Annotated in this window: 20 protein-coding genes; 11 read left to right on the top strand and 9 right to left on the bottom strand. The window is 42.0% G+C overall.

Translation table 11 applies throughout. The features are described 5' to 3' along the window. Positions 1-348 precede the first annotated feature (348 nt). Positions 349-1,896 (bottom strand): acyl-CoA mutase large subunit family protein, encoded by a 1,548-nt coding sequence (locus BLS59_RS16365; RefSeq protein WP_091150536.1) that lies wholly within the window; start codon positions 1,894-1,896, stop codon positions 349-351. Between the two features lie 5 nt (positions 1,897-1,901). After that, positions 1,902-2,432 (bottom strand): DUF7935 family protein, encoded by a 531-nt coding sequence (locus BLS59_RS16360; protein WP_091150534.1) that lies wholly within the window; start codon positions 2,430-2,432, stop codon positions 1,902-1,904. 91 nt (positions 2,433-2,523) lie between these two features. On the opposite strand from BLS59_RS16360, the gene BLS59_RS16355 reads away from it, so the two are divergent. Further along, a complete protein-coding gene (locus BLS59_RS16355) occupies positions 2,524-2,871 on the top strand; it encodes a HesB/IscA family protein (protein WP_091150532.1) in 348 nt (115 codons plus the stop codon). 210 nt (positions 2,872-3,081) lie between these two features. Beyond that, positions 3,082-4,320, top strand: coding sequence for an ABC transporter permease (locus BLS59_RS16350; RefSeq protein ID WP_091150531.1), 1,239 nt, complete (start codon positions 3,082-3,084; stop codon positions 4,318-4,320). 158 nt (positions 4,321-4,478) lie between these two features. Here BLS59_RS16350 and BLS59_RS16345 read toward each other — a convergent pair whose 3' ends face one another. The 5 genes from BLS59_RS16345 to BLS59_RS32505 form a co-directional block, all read right to left on the bottom strand. Continuing rightward, on the bottom strand, positions 4,479-5,219 hold the full coding sequence (locus tag BLS59_RS16345; RefSeq protein ID WP_091150529.1) for a tyrosine-protein phosphatase: 741 nt from the start codon (positions 5,217-5,219) through the stop codon (positions 4,479-4,481). A gap of 4 nt (positions 5,220-5,223) precedes the next feature. Beyond that, the gene (rfbB, locus tag BLS59_RS16340; RefSeq protein ID WP_091150527.1) at positions 5,224-6,276 is read right to left on the bottom strand and encodes a dTDP-glucose 4,6-dehydratase; all 1,053 of its coding nucleotides are present in this window, start codon (positions 6,274-6,276) and stop codon (positions 5,224-5,226) included. A gap of 124 nt (positions 6,277-6,400) precedes the next feature. Next, complete coding sequence (gene galE / locus BLS59_RS16335; RefSeq protein ID WP_091150525.1) at positions 6,401-7,420, bottom strand: UDP-glucose 4-epimerase GalE; 1,020 nt, start codon at positions 7,418-7,420, stop codon at positions 6,401-6,403. A gap of 45 nt (positions 7,421-7,465) precedes the next feature. Further along, positions 7,466-8,455: a UDP-glucuronic acid decarboxylase family protein gene (locus tag BLS59_RS16330; protein ID WP_091150523.1), complete on the bottom strand. Its 990-nt coding sequence runs from the start codon at positions 8,453-8,455 to the stop codon at positions 7,466-7,468. Between the two features lie 17 nt (positions 8,456-8,472). Continuing rightward, complete coding sequence (locus BLS59_RS32505; protein WP_262492955.1) at positions 8,473-8,607, bottom strand: hypothetical protein; 135 nt, start codon at positions 8,605-8,607, stop codon at positions 8,473-8,475. A 60-nt stretch (positions 8,608-8,667) separates the two neighbouring features. On the opposite strand from BLS59_RS32505, the gene BLS59_RS16325 reads away from it, so the two are divergent. The 8 genes from BLS59_RS16325 to BLS59_RS16290 all read left to right on the top strand — a co-directional run bounded on the left by BLS59_RS16325 (position 8,668) and on the right by BLS59_RS16290 (position 16,117). After that, the gene (locus BLS59_RS16325; protein ID WP_317039768.1) at positions 8,668-9,909 is read left to right on the top strand and encodes a 3-deoxy-D-manno-octulosonic acid transferase; all 1,242 of its coding nucleotides are present in this window, start codon (positions 8,668-8,670) and stop codon (positions 9,907-9,909) included. 75 nt (positions 9,910-9,984) lie between these two features. Next, positions 9,985-10,794 carry an alpha/beta fold hydrolase gene (locus BLS59_RS16320; RefSeq protein ID WP_091150519.1) on the top strand — a complete coding sequence of 270 codons (810 nt, stop codon included), beginning with the start codon at positions 9,985-9,987 and terminating at the stop codon, positions 10,792-10,794. Between the two features lie 38 nt (positions 10,795-10,832). After that, the gene (locus tag BLS59_RS16315) at positions 10,833-11,456 is read left to right on the top strand and encodes a lysophospholipid acyltransferase family protein (protein WP_091150517.1); all 624 of its coding nucleotides are present in this window, start codon (positions 10,833-10,835) and stop codon (positions 11,454-11,456) included. 37 nt (positions 11,457-11,493) lie between these two features. Continuing rightward, entirely contained in the window at positions 11,494-12,126 is a 633-nt protein-coding gene (locus BLS59_RS16310) for a 1-acyl-sn-glycerol-3-phosphate acyltransferase (protein ID WP_091150515.1), read from the top strand. A gap of 6 nt (positions 12,127-12,132) precedes the next feature. Next, entirely contained in the window at positions 12,133-13,221 is a 1,089-nt protein-coding gene (locus tag BLS59_RS16305) for a glycosyltransferase family 2 protein (protein WP_091150514.1), read from the top strand. Then, positions 13,200-13,877, top strand: a complete 678-nt coding sequence (locus BLS59_RS16300; RefSeq protein WP_143014143.1) for a carotenoid biosynthesis protein — start codon at positions 13,200-13,202, stop codon at positions 13,875-13,877. The genes BLS59_RS16305 and BLS59_RS16300 overlap by 22 nt, the downstream gene beginning before the upstream one ends. Before the next feature lie 689 nt (positions 13,878-14,566). Next, positions 14,567-15,418, top strand: coding sequence for a 4-hydroxy-3-methylbut-2-enyl diphosphate reductase (locus BLS59_RS16295; protein WP_091150510.1), 852 nt, complete (start codon positions 14,567-14,569; stop codon positions 15,416-15,418). 30 nt (positions 15,419-15,448) lie between these two features. Further along, the gene (locus BLS59_RS16290; RefSeq protein ID WP_091150508.1) at positions 15,449-16,117 is read left to right on the top strand and encodes a fatty acid desaturase; all 669 of its coding nucleotides are present in this window, start codon (positions 15,449-15,451) and stop codon (positions 16,115-16,117) included. Positions 16,118-16,142: 25 nt separating this feature from the next. Here the strand turns inward: BLS59_RS16290 and BLS59_RS31240 are convergent, their stop codons facing one another. After that, positions 16,143-16,289, bottom strand: coding sequence for an LPXTG cell wall anchor domain-containing protein (locus BLS59_RS31240; protein ID WP_143014142.1), 147 nt, complete (start codon positions 16,287-16,289; stop codon positions 16,143-16,145). A 209-nt stretch (positions 16,290-16,498) separates the two neighbouring features. Between BLS59_RS31240 and hemH the strand changes: the two genes are divergently transcribed. Further along, complete coding sequence (gene hemH, locus BLS59_RS16285) at positions 16,499-17,524, top strand: ferrochelatase (protein ID WP_091150506.1); 1,026 nt, start codon at positions 16,499-16,501, stop codon at positions 17,522-17,524. A 72-nt stretch (positions 17,525-17,596) separates the two neighbouring features. On the opposite strand, the gene BLS59_RS16280 is transcribed toward hemH, so the two are convergent. Then, positions 17,597-18,121 carry a PIN domain-containing protein gene (locus BLS59_RS16280; RefSeq protein ID WP_091150503.1) on the bottom strand — a complete coding sequence of 175 codons (525 nt, stop codon included), beginning with the start codon at positions 18,119-18,121 and terminating at the stop codon, positions 17,597-17,599. Position 18,122 lies beyond the last annotated feature (1 nt).

Here is an 18,122-nt window from a genome sequence, read left to right as displayed (position 1 = left end):
GCCAAAAAAAGCTTATAAAAAAATTAAATTTTCACTTTTTTAACATTTCTCAAGTTATCAACAAAAGCTGGTTTTCAATATAAATTTTGTATATAACACGCTTTTCCGAATAAAAAAATCGCAATTGTATTATTTTTTAATTAAATTTTTTTCTTTTTGAAAATCCAGCATTTAGCTCCCCAAAAACATACTTTTAAGTAGGCAGTTATACGCCTAAACAAAAGCAATTGTTGAGCCAGCCGGCAATGTACTGGCAACTAAAAAATTAAAGTACTGGCTTAGTGCCCGATAAATTTTATTTGTGGTTTGTGGCAAGGCATACACACTAATCCTTGAGCCACATTGTATTTAATACTCTCCAAACACGCTGCGCAGCGTATCCGAGATTTCACCTAAGGTAGCATAATTTTCAACCGCTTGTACAATCAGGGGCATCAGATTTACGCTTTCATGTGCAGATATTCTTAAAAGGTGTAAACTTTTTTCAACCGCCTTATTGTCCCGGATATTTTTAAGGGCGATAAGCTTTTCGGTTTGCATTTTGCGGATCGAATCATCTATCCGGAACAAATTGGTAGCGGCTTCTTCTTTTTGGGTAAACTTGTTAACACCTACCAATATCTTCTCGCCGCTTTCAATGTCATTTTGATACTGGTAGGCCGAAGCGGCTATTTCCTGTTGAATATAATCCTGCTCAATAGCTTTCACGGCACCGCCCATGGCATCTATCTTATCTATATATAATTGTGCTGCGGCTTCAATCTCATCGGTAAGAGCCTCTATAAAGTACGATCCCGCCAATGGGTCAACGGTATCAGTAACGCCGCTTTCAAAAGCGATGATCTGCTGGGTACGCAAGGCTATTTTGGCAGCAGCTTCGGTTGGCAGCGACAGCGCCTCGTCATATCCATTGGTATGTAACGATTGTGTGCCACCCAACACGGCGGCCAGTGCCTGGTTGCTTACGCGTATAATATTATTGAGCGGCTGCTGTGCTGTTAAGGTAGAACCACCCGTTTGTGTATGAAAGCGGAGCTTTTGCGCCCCGGCTTCTGTAGCACCAAGTTGCCTGGTAATATGTGCCCACATACGGCGGGCCGCCCTAAACTTGGCTATCTCCTCAAAAAAATTGTTATGGCAATTAAAAAAGAACGACAATCGCTTGGCAAATACATTAATATCAAGCCCTTTATCCAATGCGGCCTTTAAATAGGCTTTGCCGTTTGCCAGCGTAAAAGCCAGTTCCTGTACGGCAGTTGAACCGGCCTCGCGAATATGATAGCCCGAAATACTAATGGTATTCCATTTGGGTACTTCCTTACTGCAATACTCAAACACATCTGTTATTAACCGCATGGATTGCGAGGGCGGATAGATATAGGTACCACGAGCGGCGTACTCCTTTAATATATCGTTCTGAATAGTCCCCGAGATCTGCTGCAGATCGGCACCTTGCTTTTTTGCCAGCGCTATATACATAGCCAGTAATATTGGCGCGGTGGCATTAATGGTCATGGAGGTGGTAATATCCTTCAGCTGAATACCATCAAACAATATCTCTATATCTTTTAACGAATCAATGGCTACACCAACTTTGCCCACCTCGCCTTCAGCAAGCTCATGGTCGCTGTCGTACCCTATTTGGGTGGGCAGATCAAAGGCAACCGAAAGACCGGTAGTGCCCTGGCTTAGCAGGTAATGGTAACGTTTGTTTGATTCTTCGGCGGTTGAAAAGCCAGCATACTGCCGCATTGTCCAGGCTTTACCCCGATACATATCTTTTTGGATGCCGCGCGTAAAGGGAAATTCACCGGGCAGTTCGTCCATTTTAGAAGGGCCTGTGTATACCTCCTTTATTTCGATACCGGATGTGGTGCTGAATTTTTTGGCGGCCATTATGCTTAAAATAATTCTTCCATATCTTGCCTTATAAGGCTTAGCGCCATATCATAAGGATTATCCGGCAGCTTACTTAAATGTATGAGTATGGTTTTACTCAATTGAAGCGCGGTGGTATCTGGCGGCAACGCCTTTACGGCATTGTTTACAACACTTATGGTATCTTCTTTAACGCGTTTTACTACGGCCCACACCTTTATGCTTACATAAATTTGCTGAGCTATATTATGCTGAAACTCGTTGCGGATTTCGTTAATAATTATGGCTTGCAATTCGGCAGCTGTATTGGCCGATCCGTTGAGCCGGATAAGCAGGCTTGCAGGGTTTACTCTTTCAATAAATAACACAACACGCTCATAGGCTTGCAGGCGTAATGGCAGGGTTTGATTACTGATGGTACGCTTTAGTTCCAGCAGCTGTATTCCCTCTGATTTATCCAGATAAGGTTTAAAAAGATAGAACGCTACATATACAACCCCTATGCCGGCTACCGTATATTTTAAAATATCTAATAAAAAAGCAATTTGAAGCATGTTTATAAAGTGTTAAGCAGAGGTCATAAAAAACTGACAAAAGCAAAAATCCACATTTTACCTTATATTTGTATAGTTAAATAAAAATAAGATGAGTACTGCTGTTGAAATTGCACCGGTAACCTTTACACCAGGAGCCGTTAAAGAACTTTTTAAATTAAAGGATCAGCAAGAGATTGGTGACGACTTTGGTCTGCGCATTGGCGTTGAAGGTGGCGGCTGCTCTGGTATGAGCTATATCCTTGGTTTCGATCAGAAAAAAGAGGGCGACCAGGAATTTTGGATTGATGGCATAAAGGTATTTATGCACAAAGCCCATGGCATGTACCTTATGGGTATGGAAATAAACTTCCAGGATGGTTTAAACGCACGTGGCTTCACCTTTAACAACCCCAATGCCGCCAGTACGTGCGGTTGCGGAACTTCGTTCTCGGTATAGCTTTTGGAGCAAGGATAAAGGATTTATTCTTTTTTGAATATACTTAAGGCAGCCCGTTGGGTTGCCTTTTTATTTGTGTAAAATTTGAAGATTTCAAAAGTGTATTAGTCGATATTTGTATCTTAACACCTTGCCTTATTCTTTTTAATTTGCTGTAACAAATTGGCAGGGTGCATTGTCAAACGGTTAAAGCTTTTATTTTTTACGTCCATGCCGGTTAAAACCTCGTACAGAGAAAACATATCAATAGCGTTACAGTCCATAGCCGGCAACAGGCTGCGTACGTCGCTTACCTCGTTAATTATCGCTATAGGTATTATGGCGTTGGTTGGCATTTTAACAGCAATTGAGGGTATAAGGCAGTTTACCAACGATGCCTTTGCCGACTTGGGGGCCAACTCCTTTACCATCCAAAACCGGGGCGAAGGCTTAAACTTTGGTAATGGCGGGCACCGCAAGGTATATCCATCCATTAATTACGATCAGGCCGACCGCTTTAAAAAGACCTTTAAATTACCCGTACAGGCAGCCATAAATTTAGATGTTACCGGCACTGCAGTTGCCAAATACGGCAGCGAGAAAACCAGTCCCAATATTTCCATATCTGGCTCAAACGAATACTACTTGTCTACCAGTGGTAAAAAGCTATCCTTTGGGCGTAACTTTTCAACATCTGAACTGGAACATGGCTCCAACGTGGTGCTTATTGGCGACGAAATAAAAAAGAAGTTATTTAAGAACGAAGACCCTATCAATAAATCAGTTTTTATTGGCGATAATAAATTTAAGATCGTTGGTGTAATAGCATCAAAAGGATCAAGCTCATTTGGTGGCGATAAATTTTGTGTTATCCCCATTCTTAAAGCCAAACAAATAGATACTTTACCCAACATCTCCTATACTATTACGGTTAAAGTAGCCGGACCCGGCGCGCTGGATGCCTCTATTGGCGAAGCTATTTCCCTGTTCAGAAACATACGCGGACTAAACATTGCCAACCAGGACAACTTTGAAATTACCCGTAGCGACTCCATCCAACAGGAGCTATCATCGCAATTGCTTGGCATTACCATTGCCGGTTTTGCAATCGGTTTTATAACTTTAATTGGTGCTGCAATAGGTCTTATGAACATAATGCTGGTATCGGTAACCGAGCGCACGCGCGAAATTGGTGTGCGTAAGGCTATTGGTGCAACGCCGGCAGTTATACGCAAGCAATTTTTAATTGAGGCGATAGTCATCTGCCTTATAGGTGGATTTGCCGGAATTTTACTGGGTATGGCCGCAGGTAACCTTATAGCCGTTCAAATAAGCGGAACGTTTGTTGTTCCCTGGGGATGGATAATATTTGCAGTACTGTTATGTACCTTCATCGGCCTTGTGTCGGGTTACTATCCTGCAAAAAAAGCTGCCAAACTGGATCCGGTTGAGGCGTTAAGATACGAGTAGGAAAATAGAGTTAAGAAGTGAGAATCAAGAATTAAGACAGCTTCGGTTAGTCGTTTACTATTATATTCTTAATTAAAAATGACCCTGTAATCAAAAGTTGCAGCTGTTTTGATTAGCATTTTTTTCTTGATTCTTGATTCTTACCTCTTGTTTCTATCCTAAAATAGCATTTTATTTTTCAGCGGATAATCAAACAGTAGTTTCTCCATGTAGGTAGTGCGCAGCGCATCTTCAAAGGCCTGGGCATGCTTGGGATGGTGCATATCGCTTGATATAAAATCAATAAGATTATTATCTACCATTTCTTCGGCAAGCCTTTTTGCATCTTTTCCGTAATAGCCGGTTAAGGCAATGGAATTCATCTGAAAGTTACAGCCCCAGCCATGCAGGTTTTTATACTGCTCCAGATCCATGTAAGGATATCTTTCGGGATGCGCGAGGATTGGCTTGTAGCCCAAATCATTCATGCGCTGAATTACCGGGATGGCATTTGGCGGTTTATTAATAAATGAAAACTCAAACAGCGCATAGTTATCGCCCATTGTCATCAACTTGCCTTCATTTACACGGGCTTCAAATGTTTCATCAAAGTAGTGCTCGGCAGCCGCTTCAACGGGGATATCGATATTTTCCTTTTTTAATTCGGCTTTTAGAATTTCAAGTGCGTTACCAATGGTTTCTGGTGTGTTCTTGTAATAATCAATCATGATATGCGGGGTAGCAATAATTTTCTTTATCCCCAGCGCTATCATTTTACGTACTAATACTATTGATTCTTCGGGCGTTTGAGCGCCATCATCAATACCAGGCAGCACGTGCGAGTGCATATCAACCATGAGCGATTCATAGTTGAAAGTAATCTCCCTCTTCTCTCTCTTCTTCGTAAAAAATCCGAACATATAATTAACGGTTAGTATACTGCTCGTTATAATATTGCTGGTAATGACCCGAGGTTACATTCTCTAACCACGCTTCATTATCTAAATACCAGTCAACAGTTTTTTCGAGCCCTTCTTCAAAGGTTATATTTGGCACCCAACCAAGTTCATTTTTGAGCTTTGTGGCATCAATGGCATAACGCAAATCGTGCCCGGCTCTGTCTGTAACATACGTTATCAGCTTAGCCGACTCACCTGCATCCCTGCCCAGCTTCTTGTCGAGTATGGTACATAACAAATTAATAAGGTCAATGTTTTTCCATTCGTTATGGCCGCCAATATTATAGGTTTGGCCGGCTTTAGCATTGTGGAATATTACGTCAATAGCCCTTGCATGGTCTTCCACCCAAAGCCAATCGCGTATATTTTCACCTTTACCGTATACAGGTACAGGCTTGTTTTGCTTAATATTATTAATGGCCAGCGGTATCAGCTTTTCTGGAAAATGATATGAGCCATAGTTGTTTGAGCAGTTTGATATTACAGCGTTTAACCCATAAGTATCCTGGTAAGCACGCACAAAATGATCTGAACTGGCTTTTGATGCCGAGTACGGCGAATGCGGGTCATAAGCGGTTTCTTCGGTAAACATTCCCTCTTCGCCCAGGCTGCCGTATACCTCATCGGTAGATACATGGTAAAAACGATGTTGGTCGTACTTGCCCTTCCATGTATCGCGGGCGGCATTTAGCAGATTAACGGTACCAACAACATTAGTCATCACAAACTCCAGCGGACTAACAATGGATCTATCCACGTGCGATTCTGCCGCCAGGTGAATCACCGCGTCGGGTTTTTCAACCTCAAAAAATTTGTTAATAAACTCAAGATCAACAATGTCGCCTTTTACAAATCTATAATTAGGCTCGTTTTCAATATCTCTTAAGTTTTCGAGGTTACCTGCATAGGTTAACTTATCTAAATTGATAATGGTATAATTAGGGTAGGTTTTCACAAAGCGGCGTACCACATGTGATCCTATAAAACCTGCACCACCCGTAATAATGATCTTTTGCATTTGCTGATAGGTTTATTAAACAGACACGGATTTTATCAAATATGAAATTATCGAATTCCACGAAATAATTAAACACTATTCGTGAAATTCGATAAAAACTTGCAGTATCCGCGTTATAATTGATTTATAAAGGGTTTTGTGAAATATATTTTTCCCACTCCCAGGCCGATGACATCATGGCTTCAAGACCAAGCTCAGTTTTCCAGCCCAGTTTTTTGGTTGATTTTGTTACATCGCCCCAAACTTTTTCCACATCACCTGCGCGGCGCGGACCTATCTGATAGTTTACTTTTTCGCCTGTTGCGCGTTCAAAAGCTTTTATTACACCAAGTACGGTATTGCCTTCGCCGGTACCGATATTAAACACATCGTAACCTTTAAACTCATCCTTTTCCATTAATTTAAGCGCGGCAACGTGTGCCTTTGCCAAATCAACCACATGTATATAATCGCGCACGCAGCTACCATCCGGGGTATCGTAATCGTTACCAAAAACGGTAATTTTTTCGCGTTTGCCAATGGCAGTTTGGGTTATAAAAGGCACCAGGTTTTGCGGCACACCTATAGGCAACTCGCCAATAAGGGCTGTTTCATGCGCGCCAACCGGGTTAAAATAACGCAGGGCCACAACTTTATAGTCGGTACCCGATGCTACCATATCTCTTAGTATTTCTTCGGCTATTTGCTTGGTGTTGCCATACGGCGATTGTGCCGGCTGTATAGGAGCCGACTCGGTTACCGGCAATACTTCTGGCTGGCCGTATACCGTACAGCTTGATGAGAATACAAAATTTAATGGTTTGCCATAATAAGCTTCCAGTAAATTTATAAGCGAGTAAAAATTATTGCGGTAATATTTTAATGGTTTCTCAACCGATTCGCCAACTGCCTTAAAGGCTGCGAAATGGATAATACCTTCAACATCAGGCTCGGCAATTGCCAGGGCCTTTACACCTGCCTCATCACAAAGATCAAGCTTATGAAAAACAGGTTTGTAACCTATGATCCTGGCCAACTGATCTAATATTTTAGGATCGGAGTTAGATAGATCATCAACGATAACAGGCTCGTAACCGGCATTTACCAGTTCAACAACAGTATGGGAGCCTATAAAACCCAAGCCCCCTGTTACTAATATTTTCATTGCAGTAGTATATTATAAAGTACAAATCTTTAAAGAAACCTCGTTTTACCTGTTTTTATTGTAGTACGAAAAATCTTTGTGGTGAATCTCTTTCTCGGGCAGCGATTTAAAATAATCCAATGTTATTTTTAAACCTTCGCTCCTTGATATTTGGGGCTCCCAGCCTAAAATTGCTTTGGCTTTGGTAATATCCGGGCGGCGTTGCTTAGGATCATCTGTTGGCAACGGCAGGCTTATTAATTCCTGATCGGTACCGGTTAGTTTAATGATCTCCTCGCCAAATTGTTTTATGGTAATTTCATCTGGATTACCGATGTTCATAGGTTGCGCGTAATCGCTGTGCAATAGGCGGTAAATCCCTTCAACCAAATCATCAACATAACAAAACGAACGGGTTTGTGAGCCATCACCAAACATGGTTAATGATTCGCCCCTTAGCGCCTGGCCAATAAATGCAGGCAACACACGACCGTCATTCAGCCGCATACGCGGACCGTAGGTGTTAAAAATACGCACAATGCGGGTTTCTAAACCGTGGAAGGTATGGTAAGCCATAGTAATAGCTTCCTGGAAACGCTTTGCCTCATCATAAACCCCACGCGGGCCTACCGGGTTAACATTTCCCCAATATTCTTCGGGTTGCGGATTAATGTTCGGGTCGCCGTAAACTTCAGATGTAGAGGCTATAAGCATCCTTGCGCCTTTTGCCAGGGCCAAACCAAGTAAATTATGCGTACCTAATGATCCTACTTTTAACGTTTGGATAGGTATTTTCAAATAATCAATTGGACTTGCCGGCGATGCAAAGTGCAGGATGTAATCAAGATCGCCGGGAACGTGCACAAATGTAGAAACATCGTGGTTATAAAATTCGAAGTTTTCCAGCTTAAACAGGTGTTCTATATTACGCAGATCGCCGGTAATAAGGTTATCCATACCAATTACATGGTAATCTTCCTTTATAAATCTGTCGCTCAAATGCGAACCCAGAAAGCCGGCCGCTCCGGTGATCAATATTCGTTTACGGTTTGGCATGTTAATTATTTAGCTTTTTAATTAAGTGTATAAAATATGGTTGCGAATAAATCCTGATGATGGCTAAAATAGTCTGATAGGTTAAAACTCCTTTGCAACCGGCCATCCACCGCACTATCCTCTTTAACCAGCAACCGGATATATAACATCATAACTTAATTATTGTTATTACTTTTATGCCCGGCTAAGATAATCATTCATACTTAAAATTGATGTTATTATATAATATTGGGCTTCGGTTTTACTACATTATCATTTACATTGCCTCGTTTTTTAACCAGAAGGCAAGCCTATGGATAACTGGCCGTAACAACCAAACCGTTGCATGTTTAAACAATAGTATTTGGTTTCATTTTGCATCACTTGGCGAATTTGAACAGGGCCGCCCTATTTTAGAGGCCATGCGCGCCTTGCATCCCGGTAAAAAAATAGTGATTACTTTTTTTTCACCCTCGGGATACGAGATAAGAAAAAACACGCCGCTTGCCGATGCCGTGTACTACCTTCCACTTGATACCGCCAAAAACGCCCATAAATTTATAGAGGCGATACAGCCTCAGATGGCTATTTTCACCAAGTACGAGTACTGGTATCACTATTTTACCGAGGCCCACAAACGACAAATTCCGCTGTATATAATTTCAGGTGTTTTTAGGCCTAAGCAGGTGTTTTTTAAATGGTATGGGTGCTTAAACCGTAAAATATTAAGCTTTGTTACCCACTTTTTTTTACAGGACGAGCAATCAAAGCAACTGCTGCAAAACATAGGTATAACCAATGCAACTGTAAGCGGCGATACCCGGTTTGACCGGGTTTGGGCCAACGCGCAGCAACCAAAAGAAATACCCGGCATAGCAGCGTTCAAGAACGGCCAAAAACTATTTATAGCCGGCAGTACCTGGCCGCAGGATGAAACCCTGCTGACTACCCTACCCGCATTATACCCCGACTGGAAATTCATCTTTGCCCCGCATGAAATAGGCGAAGAAAAAATAAACAACTTGCTGAATTTACTACCAAAGGATTCTACCTTGCGGTACTCTGAACTAATTCAAAATTCAAAATTCAAAATTCAAAATGGGGATCTCAGACCTCACACCTCAGAACTCAGAACACTGATCATCGACAACATTGGTATGCTTTCATCCCTGTATGCCTACGGCGATATCGCTTACATAGGCGGTGGGTTTGGAGTAGGCATTCACAACACGCTGGAGGCTGCGGCTTTTGGTTTGCCGGTGATCTTTGGCCCCAATTACCAGAAATTTAACGAAGCTCGCGAACTCATTTCCATAAAAGCTGGCTTTAGCATTACCAATGAGGCCCAGCTAAAAGGCATTGTTGATATACTGGTTACCGACGAAGCTTTTTACAATATCACCAGCAAAAAAGTCCGTGAATATGTGGAGGAAAACATTGGCGCTACCGAAATAATTATGAGGATGCTTAGGTAAGTAATCTGCGGTGAGTGCCCCCTAAATAACCCCGCACCCAAGCATCACACAGGTTTTTTTATTAATATTGCCTTAATGGGTTATTTACAGCTGCCCGGCCTGGGTAAAGTGCATTTTCACGAATATGGTACCGGTAATAAACCGCTGCTGGCCTTTCACGGTTACGGCATGACGGGTAAACAATTTCATGTGCTGGAACAATCCATTCTGCCCCAATACCACATTTACGGTTTCGACCATTTTTTTCATGGCGATAGCAAATTAGATGGCTGGACCGAGAAACAAATTCTTGCTGGCATGTCCAAAAACATGGTGCGCAGCTATATGCAGGAGTGGTTTAACATTTATGGCGAACAACGCATATCTGTAATGGCTTACTCCATTGGTGCAAACCTGGCACTTATACTGGTTGAAGAATACGCGCACCTTATTGATGATATAATATTAATGGCTCCCGATGGCTTGTCGGTATATAAAAGTTTGCATTTTATATTGCACAATCCGCTTGGACGGGCGTTGTTTAGCTGGGCTACCAAAAGCAAATGGCTGGCGCCTTTTATATTAAAAACAGTAAAAAAAACAGGCTTAATTGATGAAAGCCTTTACCAGATAGCCTATAATGAAATTGATACCGAACAAAAACGGCTGGATACTTATTATACTTTAAATTTGATTCGCCTGCTAAAGCCAGATGCGGCAGCGGTAGCAGCACTTATCAATCAGCATAAAATAAAATGCCTGCTTATATTTGGCCGGCATGATCACCTGTTCCCAAAATCGGCGGCGATGCCATTTATAGGGATGCTGGATGATGCCGAAGTACATGAGGTGACACTGGGTCACTGGCTGGTGATAAAAGCGCTGGATGAATACCTGGCAAAATAAAATGAAGACGCAAATATGCGTCTCTACAACGAAAGAACATGGTTCCAACCCGAAAAAAAGAATTTTGGAGTGCCTTATACATTGGCTATGTGCGCTGGTGGATAAAACGCAATTTTAAGGAGGTTAACATACAGCCCTTTGAACCCAAAGCCGGTCATTCGGTGCTGATGCTTTGCAACCACTTTAGCTGGTGGGATGGCTTTATTGCCAACTGGACCGCCGTTTACAACCTCAAACGCCGTTACCATGTAATGATGCAGCAGGATCAGTTTGATGCCCGCAGCTACTTGCGTTATATTGGTGCTTACTCCATAAAAAAAGGGTCGCGCGAGTTGCTGGAATCCCTTACCTACTCGGCCGGTTTACTTGACGATCCTCGTAATATGATCGTGATATTTCCGCAGGGCGAACTTTACAGCAACCACGAAACACATATCCATGTAGAAAAAGGGGTTTACAAACTCATTGAGCAAATTAAAGGCCCCTGCCAAATAGTGTATCACTGTATTTTGATTGATTATTTTGAAAGCCTCAAACCTCGCGCCTATGTACACCAGTTTGATTGCGGCGTGGCCGGCGAGGTAACTTTCGACGAATTGAAGGAGCGAATTAACAATTTCCATAAGCAGGCCTTAAAAAACCAGATCAATATGGAACACTGATTGATGTTATCCGTTACATTGATTAACTTACCCATGCATGGTTCACAACAAGAGCAACTTCTTTATCAGCCCGGTTATCCGCTTTTATTTAAAGCGACTGGTTAAACGGCATTTTAATGAGTTGCTGTTCAATACCATCTCAACCGATAACAACAAAGCCATATTGTTAATTGGAAACCATTTTAGTTTTTGGGATTCGGTGATATTGTATACCGTTAATGATGTACTTTTTAAAAAGAAGTTCCATGTAATGATGCTGGAAGAAACTGATCGTGAACAGCCTTTTTTGAAATACGCCGGGGCATTTACCATCAACAAAAACTCCCGCGACATTATCCAATCACTTGATTATGCAGCAAAACTACTGAAAGACCCGCGCAACATGGTACTTATTTTTCCACAGGGCAGGCTTTTTCCAAACTTTACAAACACCATCCGGTTTCAAAAAGGGATAAGCCGGATAATTAACAATGCAGCCGCAGATTTTCAGCTGATATTTGCCGCAACATTTATTCAGCATTTTAAACACCTAAAACCCACCGCCACCGTTTATTTAAAAAGCGAAGCAGTAAACTATGCGAATAAAGATGTAAGCATATTGCAAAAATCTTACCAGGAGCATTATAACGGCGCCAGACATTTACAAACAGAAACCGAATTTGATATATAAAAAGCAGTGACAGCAATTATATTAATTACCCTCTTCTTTATTATTCTGCGTTTTTCGGTAACGTTGTTCAACTTTATATCCAACCCCAAACTGCGGCGGGTTGGCAAACACTATAACGATAAGGTATCTATACTTATACCTGCCCGAAACGAGGCTGATAATATTTTAACGTTGCTGCAATCCATCCATGAACAGGACTACCAAAATTACGATGTAACTGTTTTAGACGACGGCTCGACCGATGAAACCTATAACATTTGTGCCACGTTTGCCGCCAGCCATCCCCAATTTAAAGTTATAAAAGGAGCTACTCTCCCGGCCAGCTGGCTGGGTAAAAACTATGCCTGCCACCAGTTGGCCAAACAGGCCGATGGCAAATACCTGTTGTTTTTAGATGCCGATGAAGAAGTGAAACCCGGCCTTATTAACAGCGCGGTGTACCGCATGTACCTCAACAAGCTGGGCTTGCTTAGTCTGTTCACCAACCAGCAAATGGATACACTGGGCGAAAAATTGGTGGTGCCGCTGATGCACTTCATTTTGCTTAATTTACTGCCCGTCCGCCTTATTTACCTGGTAAAAAATGCGGCCGTAGCGGCGGCCAGTGGGCAGTTTATGTTATTTGATGCCGCCATTTACCACAAGCATCAATGGCATAAGCTGGTCAAAAATAAAGTAGTGGAGGATGTGGAAATCATGCGCCTCATAAAAGCTGAGGCCTACAACGGCGAAGCCCTGCTGGCCAACGGTATGATCTACTGCCGCATGTACAAAAATTACGCAGAAGCGATGAACGGCTTCAGCAAGAACTTTTTGGCCGCGTTTAATTACAGTATCATTGGTTTTATTGTTTACATCACCCTAACCATAGGCGGGCCCATGATGATCATGATGACGCTTAACCTGCCGCTCATCCTGTTCATGTTGGGCTTAATTATACTTACCCGCATCATGATCTCGCTATCATCCGGTCAAAACGCGGTTTATAATATTATCTTGCACCCTGTTCAAATGCTCAATATGCTCATTATAGCTTTCTTGTCTATCCAAAAACATATTACTAAAACCACCGTGTGGAAAGGGCGCAATATTTGAACTCCCTGTTTACCTCCCCCGCCTCGGTACTAAAAACGCGGATAGCCATAACCATTATTGTATTGTTTCATGTGGTAGGGCTGATAGGTTTTTCCCTTTCCTCAATCGATCTGTTGTTTTTAAACCTGGTACCCTGGCATCTATTGCTCATGGCGGGCGTTATTATTTACAGCCATGACCAAGTTGATGCCAAATTCCTGCTCTTTTTTCTGCTCACCTTCGTACTTGGCTTTACTGTCGAACTTATTGGCGTACACACTGGCTGGTTGTTTGGCAGCTACGGTTACGGCGAAACTCTGGGCATCCGGCTATTTAAAATACCATTGATGATAGGCGTAAACTGGTTTTTATTAATTTATGCCACCGGGGTTCTATTGCAACGCAGCCGTATTAAAAATATTTTCATTCGCATACTATCGGGAGCCATAATCCTCGTTATCCTCGATTCCCTGATTGAACCCATTGCCATCCGTTTTGACTATTGGCACTGGACAAACGGCAGCGTACCCATAAAAAATTATGTGTGCTGGTTTTTTGTAAGCGCCTTTATGCTTTTTATTTTTGAACAGTTTAAATTTAAGCTGCAAAGCAAAGTGGCCGTGGCGCTGTTATTTATGGAGTTTATATTTTTTATGGCATTGGGGTTATTGAATTAAGAGAGAGATAACTATTTACGTGTTTTCTTAAATTTCCCCGCAATAGAGAGGGAAACGGATACCGGCCTATGTGGATAAGGCCCGCGTAGTATAAGTGTACAGCCCGGGCCGAAGGCATTGCCATTGACCTGCATAATTTGCTAAACCCCTTCCTCCCCCTTCCCCAAGGAAGGAATCGCACTTACCCTACGCTTTTGTTGCCCTGGTTTTTCTAATTCCCCTCTCGAGAGGGGACGCGACGGGCCGGGTGATGGCAGGGGTGTGTTCTACGGCGCGAAACACACCCCTCCGCCCCTCTCAAGAGAGTAATAGCCCATGAAAAGACAGATGGGTAACCCTTACAGGGCATAATCTACATGATGCTTTTTTCTACAAACAGATAGTCCCTCCGGGACATGGAAGTATTCCAATATTGATAGAAGACAGCAGTTTTTTATGTCCTGGAGGGACTACCTGTTTGTAGCTTAATAGAAAAAAGTGTATTTGTCCCCAGAGGGGATTACCCATGTTCTTTAATATTCGGAATGTCTATTGATGGGCTATTACTCTCAAGAGGTGAATCGTACAAAGCCCTTGCCTCAATTTCTTCCTATATAAAGAATCCTGTCAATCCTTTAATTCCCTAAATCTTGTCAAAAAATAAAGGAGATAAGAACATTCACAAAAATCAACGGTATATTTGTATCGCAATGGGAGCGTACAACTTACAGGTTACTATCGATCAGGATTCGGGCTTTTGCTTTGGGGTGGTTTACGCCATTGACATGGCCGAAGAAATATTGGCCGAAGACGGCTATCTGTACTGCCTGGGCGATATTGTGCATAACGACGAAGAGGTAGAACGCCTGAAAGCGCAGGGCCTGCGTATTATTGAGCACAGCCAGCTAAAGGATCTGCGTAACGAAAAGGTACTCATCCGCGCGCATGGCGAAGCGCCCGATACCTACCGCACTGCCTTAGAAAACAACATTACCCTTATTGATGCATCATGCCCGGTAGTTTTAAAACTGCAAAACAGGATTAAAACGTCGTTTGATAATAAGGAGAAAATATTAATTTTCGGCAAGCATGGCCATGCCGAAGTTATCGGTTTACAAGGGCAAACCAACAACGAGGCGCTGGTTTTCCAGGATATTGCCGAATTAGAGGATGTGGAACTGCCGCACAACATTACGCTGTACAGCCAAACCACCAAAAGCATGGACAAGTTTTACAACGTAAAAGACCAGCTGATATCACGCGGGTATGATTTGAAGGCGAATGATACCATCTGCCGTCAGGTATCAAACCGGGATAAGGATCTGCCCAAGTTTGCTACACGTTTTAATAAGATAGTTTTTGTATCTGGCCGTAAATCATCAAACGGAAAGGTATTGTTTGAGGTTTGCCGCAAGCATAATCCGGACACCTTTTTTATATCATCTGCCGCCGAATTGGATAAAACTATGTTTTCGCCAAACGATACTATTGGCATAGCCGGCGCTACATCAACCCCAATGTGGCTGATGCAGCAGGTTAAGGAAGCCCTTGAAAGTTTTTAACAGCATGCTTTTTGCTATGGTATAAACTACATGCAAAAATCTCCCTCAAATAAAGGTTTATTGGTTGCCCTATTGGTTATTGGTTGTTGGGCTACATCTATTATTTTGCTGATGCAATGGCACTTTAGTTTTGCCAATCCGCTGGTTTACCTGTTGGTTTTGGTGCAAATGCATTTGTATACCGGGCTATTTATTACCGCGCACGATGCTATGCACGGAACGGTATCTCCAAATCGCAGCTTAAACAACTTTGTGGGTTACTTGTGTACTTTTTTATATGCCTCATTCTGGTACCCGCAACTTTATACCAAACACCACCTGCACCACAGCCACGTACACACCGATGATGATCCAGACTATCATAACGGCGGTTTCTGGAACTGGTATGTAAGGTTTATCCGCAATTATCTTTCTATATGGCAAATTGTGGTGATGGCCGCCTTATTCAACATTCTAAAAATTTGGATTCCGCAGCCAAACCTGCTGATGTTTTGGGTTGCACCATCCTTATTGAGCACGTTGCAACTGTTTTACTTCGGTACCTATCAGCCGCACAAAGGCGAGCACGACAATAAATACTTTGCCCGCAGTCAGCCCCGGAACCATGTGGTGGCTTTTTTTAGCTGCTACTTTTTTGGTTATCATTATGAGCACCATGATTCGCCTGGAACACCATGGTGGCAGTTGTGGCGAGGGTAAGGATAAAGCAAATAAATTGAGTTGTTTATTTTCGCTTTCTTCTTATAAAATAAATCAAAAGAAACACCAGCAAAATAAATCCTGCAATCTGCAACCACTTAAACATTGCCTTAAAATAAAAGCCACCGGCCACTACATCGTTTTGCAAAAAATTGATAATCCCAGCTTTCATTTTAATAAGGTTAATTAACGAATTTACAAAATATTCTGTCTTGCGTTCGTTTGTAACATTGTTTTACTTCGTTATTCGACATTGTTGGTTATTCAGTGTTCGATATTTAACATTCTTCAATTTCATGATCCTAATCACATTTTTGTAAATTATTCCCCCATTAGGGGGTTAGGGGGATAAATTATTTTAATTTTGCTGCCGATATAATTATGGGCAAAAAAGGAGTTTTATTGGTGAATTTAGGTACCCCTGATAGCCCTTCGACGGCAGATGTGCGTACCTATCTGAATGAGTTTTTGATGGATCCGCGGGTTATTGATGTTAACCCCGTATTGCGTACCCTGTTGGTGCGGGGCATTATTGTTCCGTTCAGGGCGCCAAAATCGGCCAAATTATACCGGGAGATCTGGAGCGAAACTACGGGCTCGCCATTAATGCACTATAGCATTTTACAGCACGAGGCTTTGAAGCAGCGACTGGGCGATGAGTACATGGTTGAACTGGCTATGCGTTATCAAAACCCTACTATTGAATCGGCCCTGAACCGTTTAAAAGATGCCTTGGTTGATGAGATCCAGGTAATAGCCTTGTTTCCACAGTACGCTTCGGCCAGTACAGGTTCGGTGTATGACAAGGTGATGGAACTGATTTTGCAATGGCCTACCAAACCCAATATCTCGTTTGTAAACTCGTTTCATGATAATGAGTTGATGATTGCCACCTTTGCCGAAAACGGTCGTAAATACAATCCCGAAAGTTTTGACCACGTATTGTTCAGCTTTCACGGTTTACCACAAAGGCAGCTTATTAAAGCCGATCATACCCACAAACATTGCTTAAAAGTAAACGATTGCTGCCAAACCCTTACCGATACCAATAAGTTTTGCTATTCGGCACAATCGCACCATACGGCTAAGCTTATTGCCGAAAAACTGAATATCCCGAAGGAAAAATATACCATCTGCTTTCAATCCCGCCTGGGTAACGACCCTTGGGTACAGCCTTACACCAGCGAAATTGTAGCCAAACTTGCCGGCGAAGGAAAGAAAAGCCTACTGGTATTTTGCCCGGCCTTTGTTGCCGATTGCCTTGAAACTGTTTACGAGGTTACCACCGAGTACGGCGATGAGTTTAAAGCCTTAGGCGGCGACCGTGTACAACTTGTTGAGAGCCTCAATGATTCACCAACATGGATTGATGCATTAGAGAAAATGGTAAGGGAAAATCATATATAAGATAGAGTATTGAAATTACAACAAAAAACAAAGCATTTAAAAAAACATCAATGGCGTCCTCTATAGATGGACTTAATTTTTGGTGATTATACTCAAGATACTATTTATATAATCCTTTTGGTCGTTACTTGATGGCCGACAATGCCCGCAACATTCAGCAATATATTTAGGGTTTAAAAGTTTGCTATTCCTTTTTGTATGATAAATTTTAGGTTCTTTCGAACTTTTAAAAAATAATCGGTGCTGAATGAATGGAAAAGCCCGCTCGTCATTGGTACAAATTAATTTGCAACCAGAAGCTAACAATAAACCTATTAAATGTTGATCGTCGAAATCTTTATGCACTATTTTCTCCGACGCTTTTTGCGTTAAGTCATCAACGATACCATTTTCAATATAAACAGCTTTATTTATTGAATTTAAAAGACCGAATAATTTTCCATATTTAGTTATCTCAGAAAGATATTTTGATCCTCCGTAAACTATTTTACCCTGACCATTAAAAATCCAATCTAAAACAGGCTCAAAATTTAAATGATAAGCATCTTTTTTATTAAAGACTGGACCTAAAACATTGGTATCAATAACAATACACATA

Source organism: Mucilaginibacter pineti (assembly GCF_900101875.1).
Taxonomy (GTDB): Bacteria; Bacteroidota; Bacteroidia; order Sphingobacteriales; family Sphingobacteriaceae; genus Mucilaginibacter; species Mucilaginibacter pineti.
Note: the sequence above shows the minus strand (reverse complement) of the source record. Positions and strands in the feature narration are given on the sequence as shown.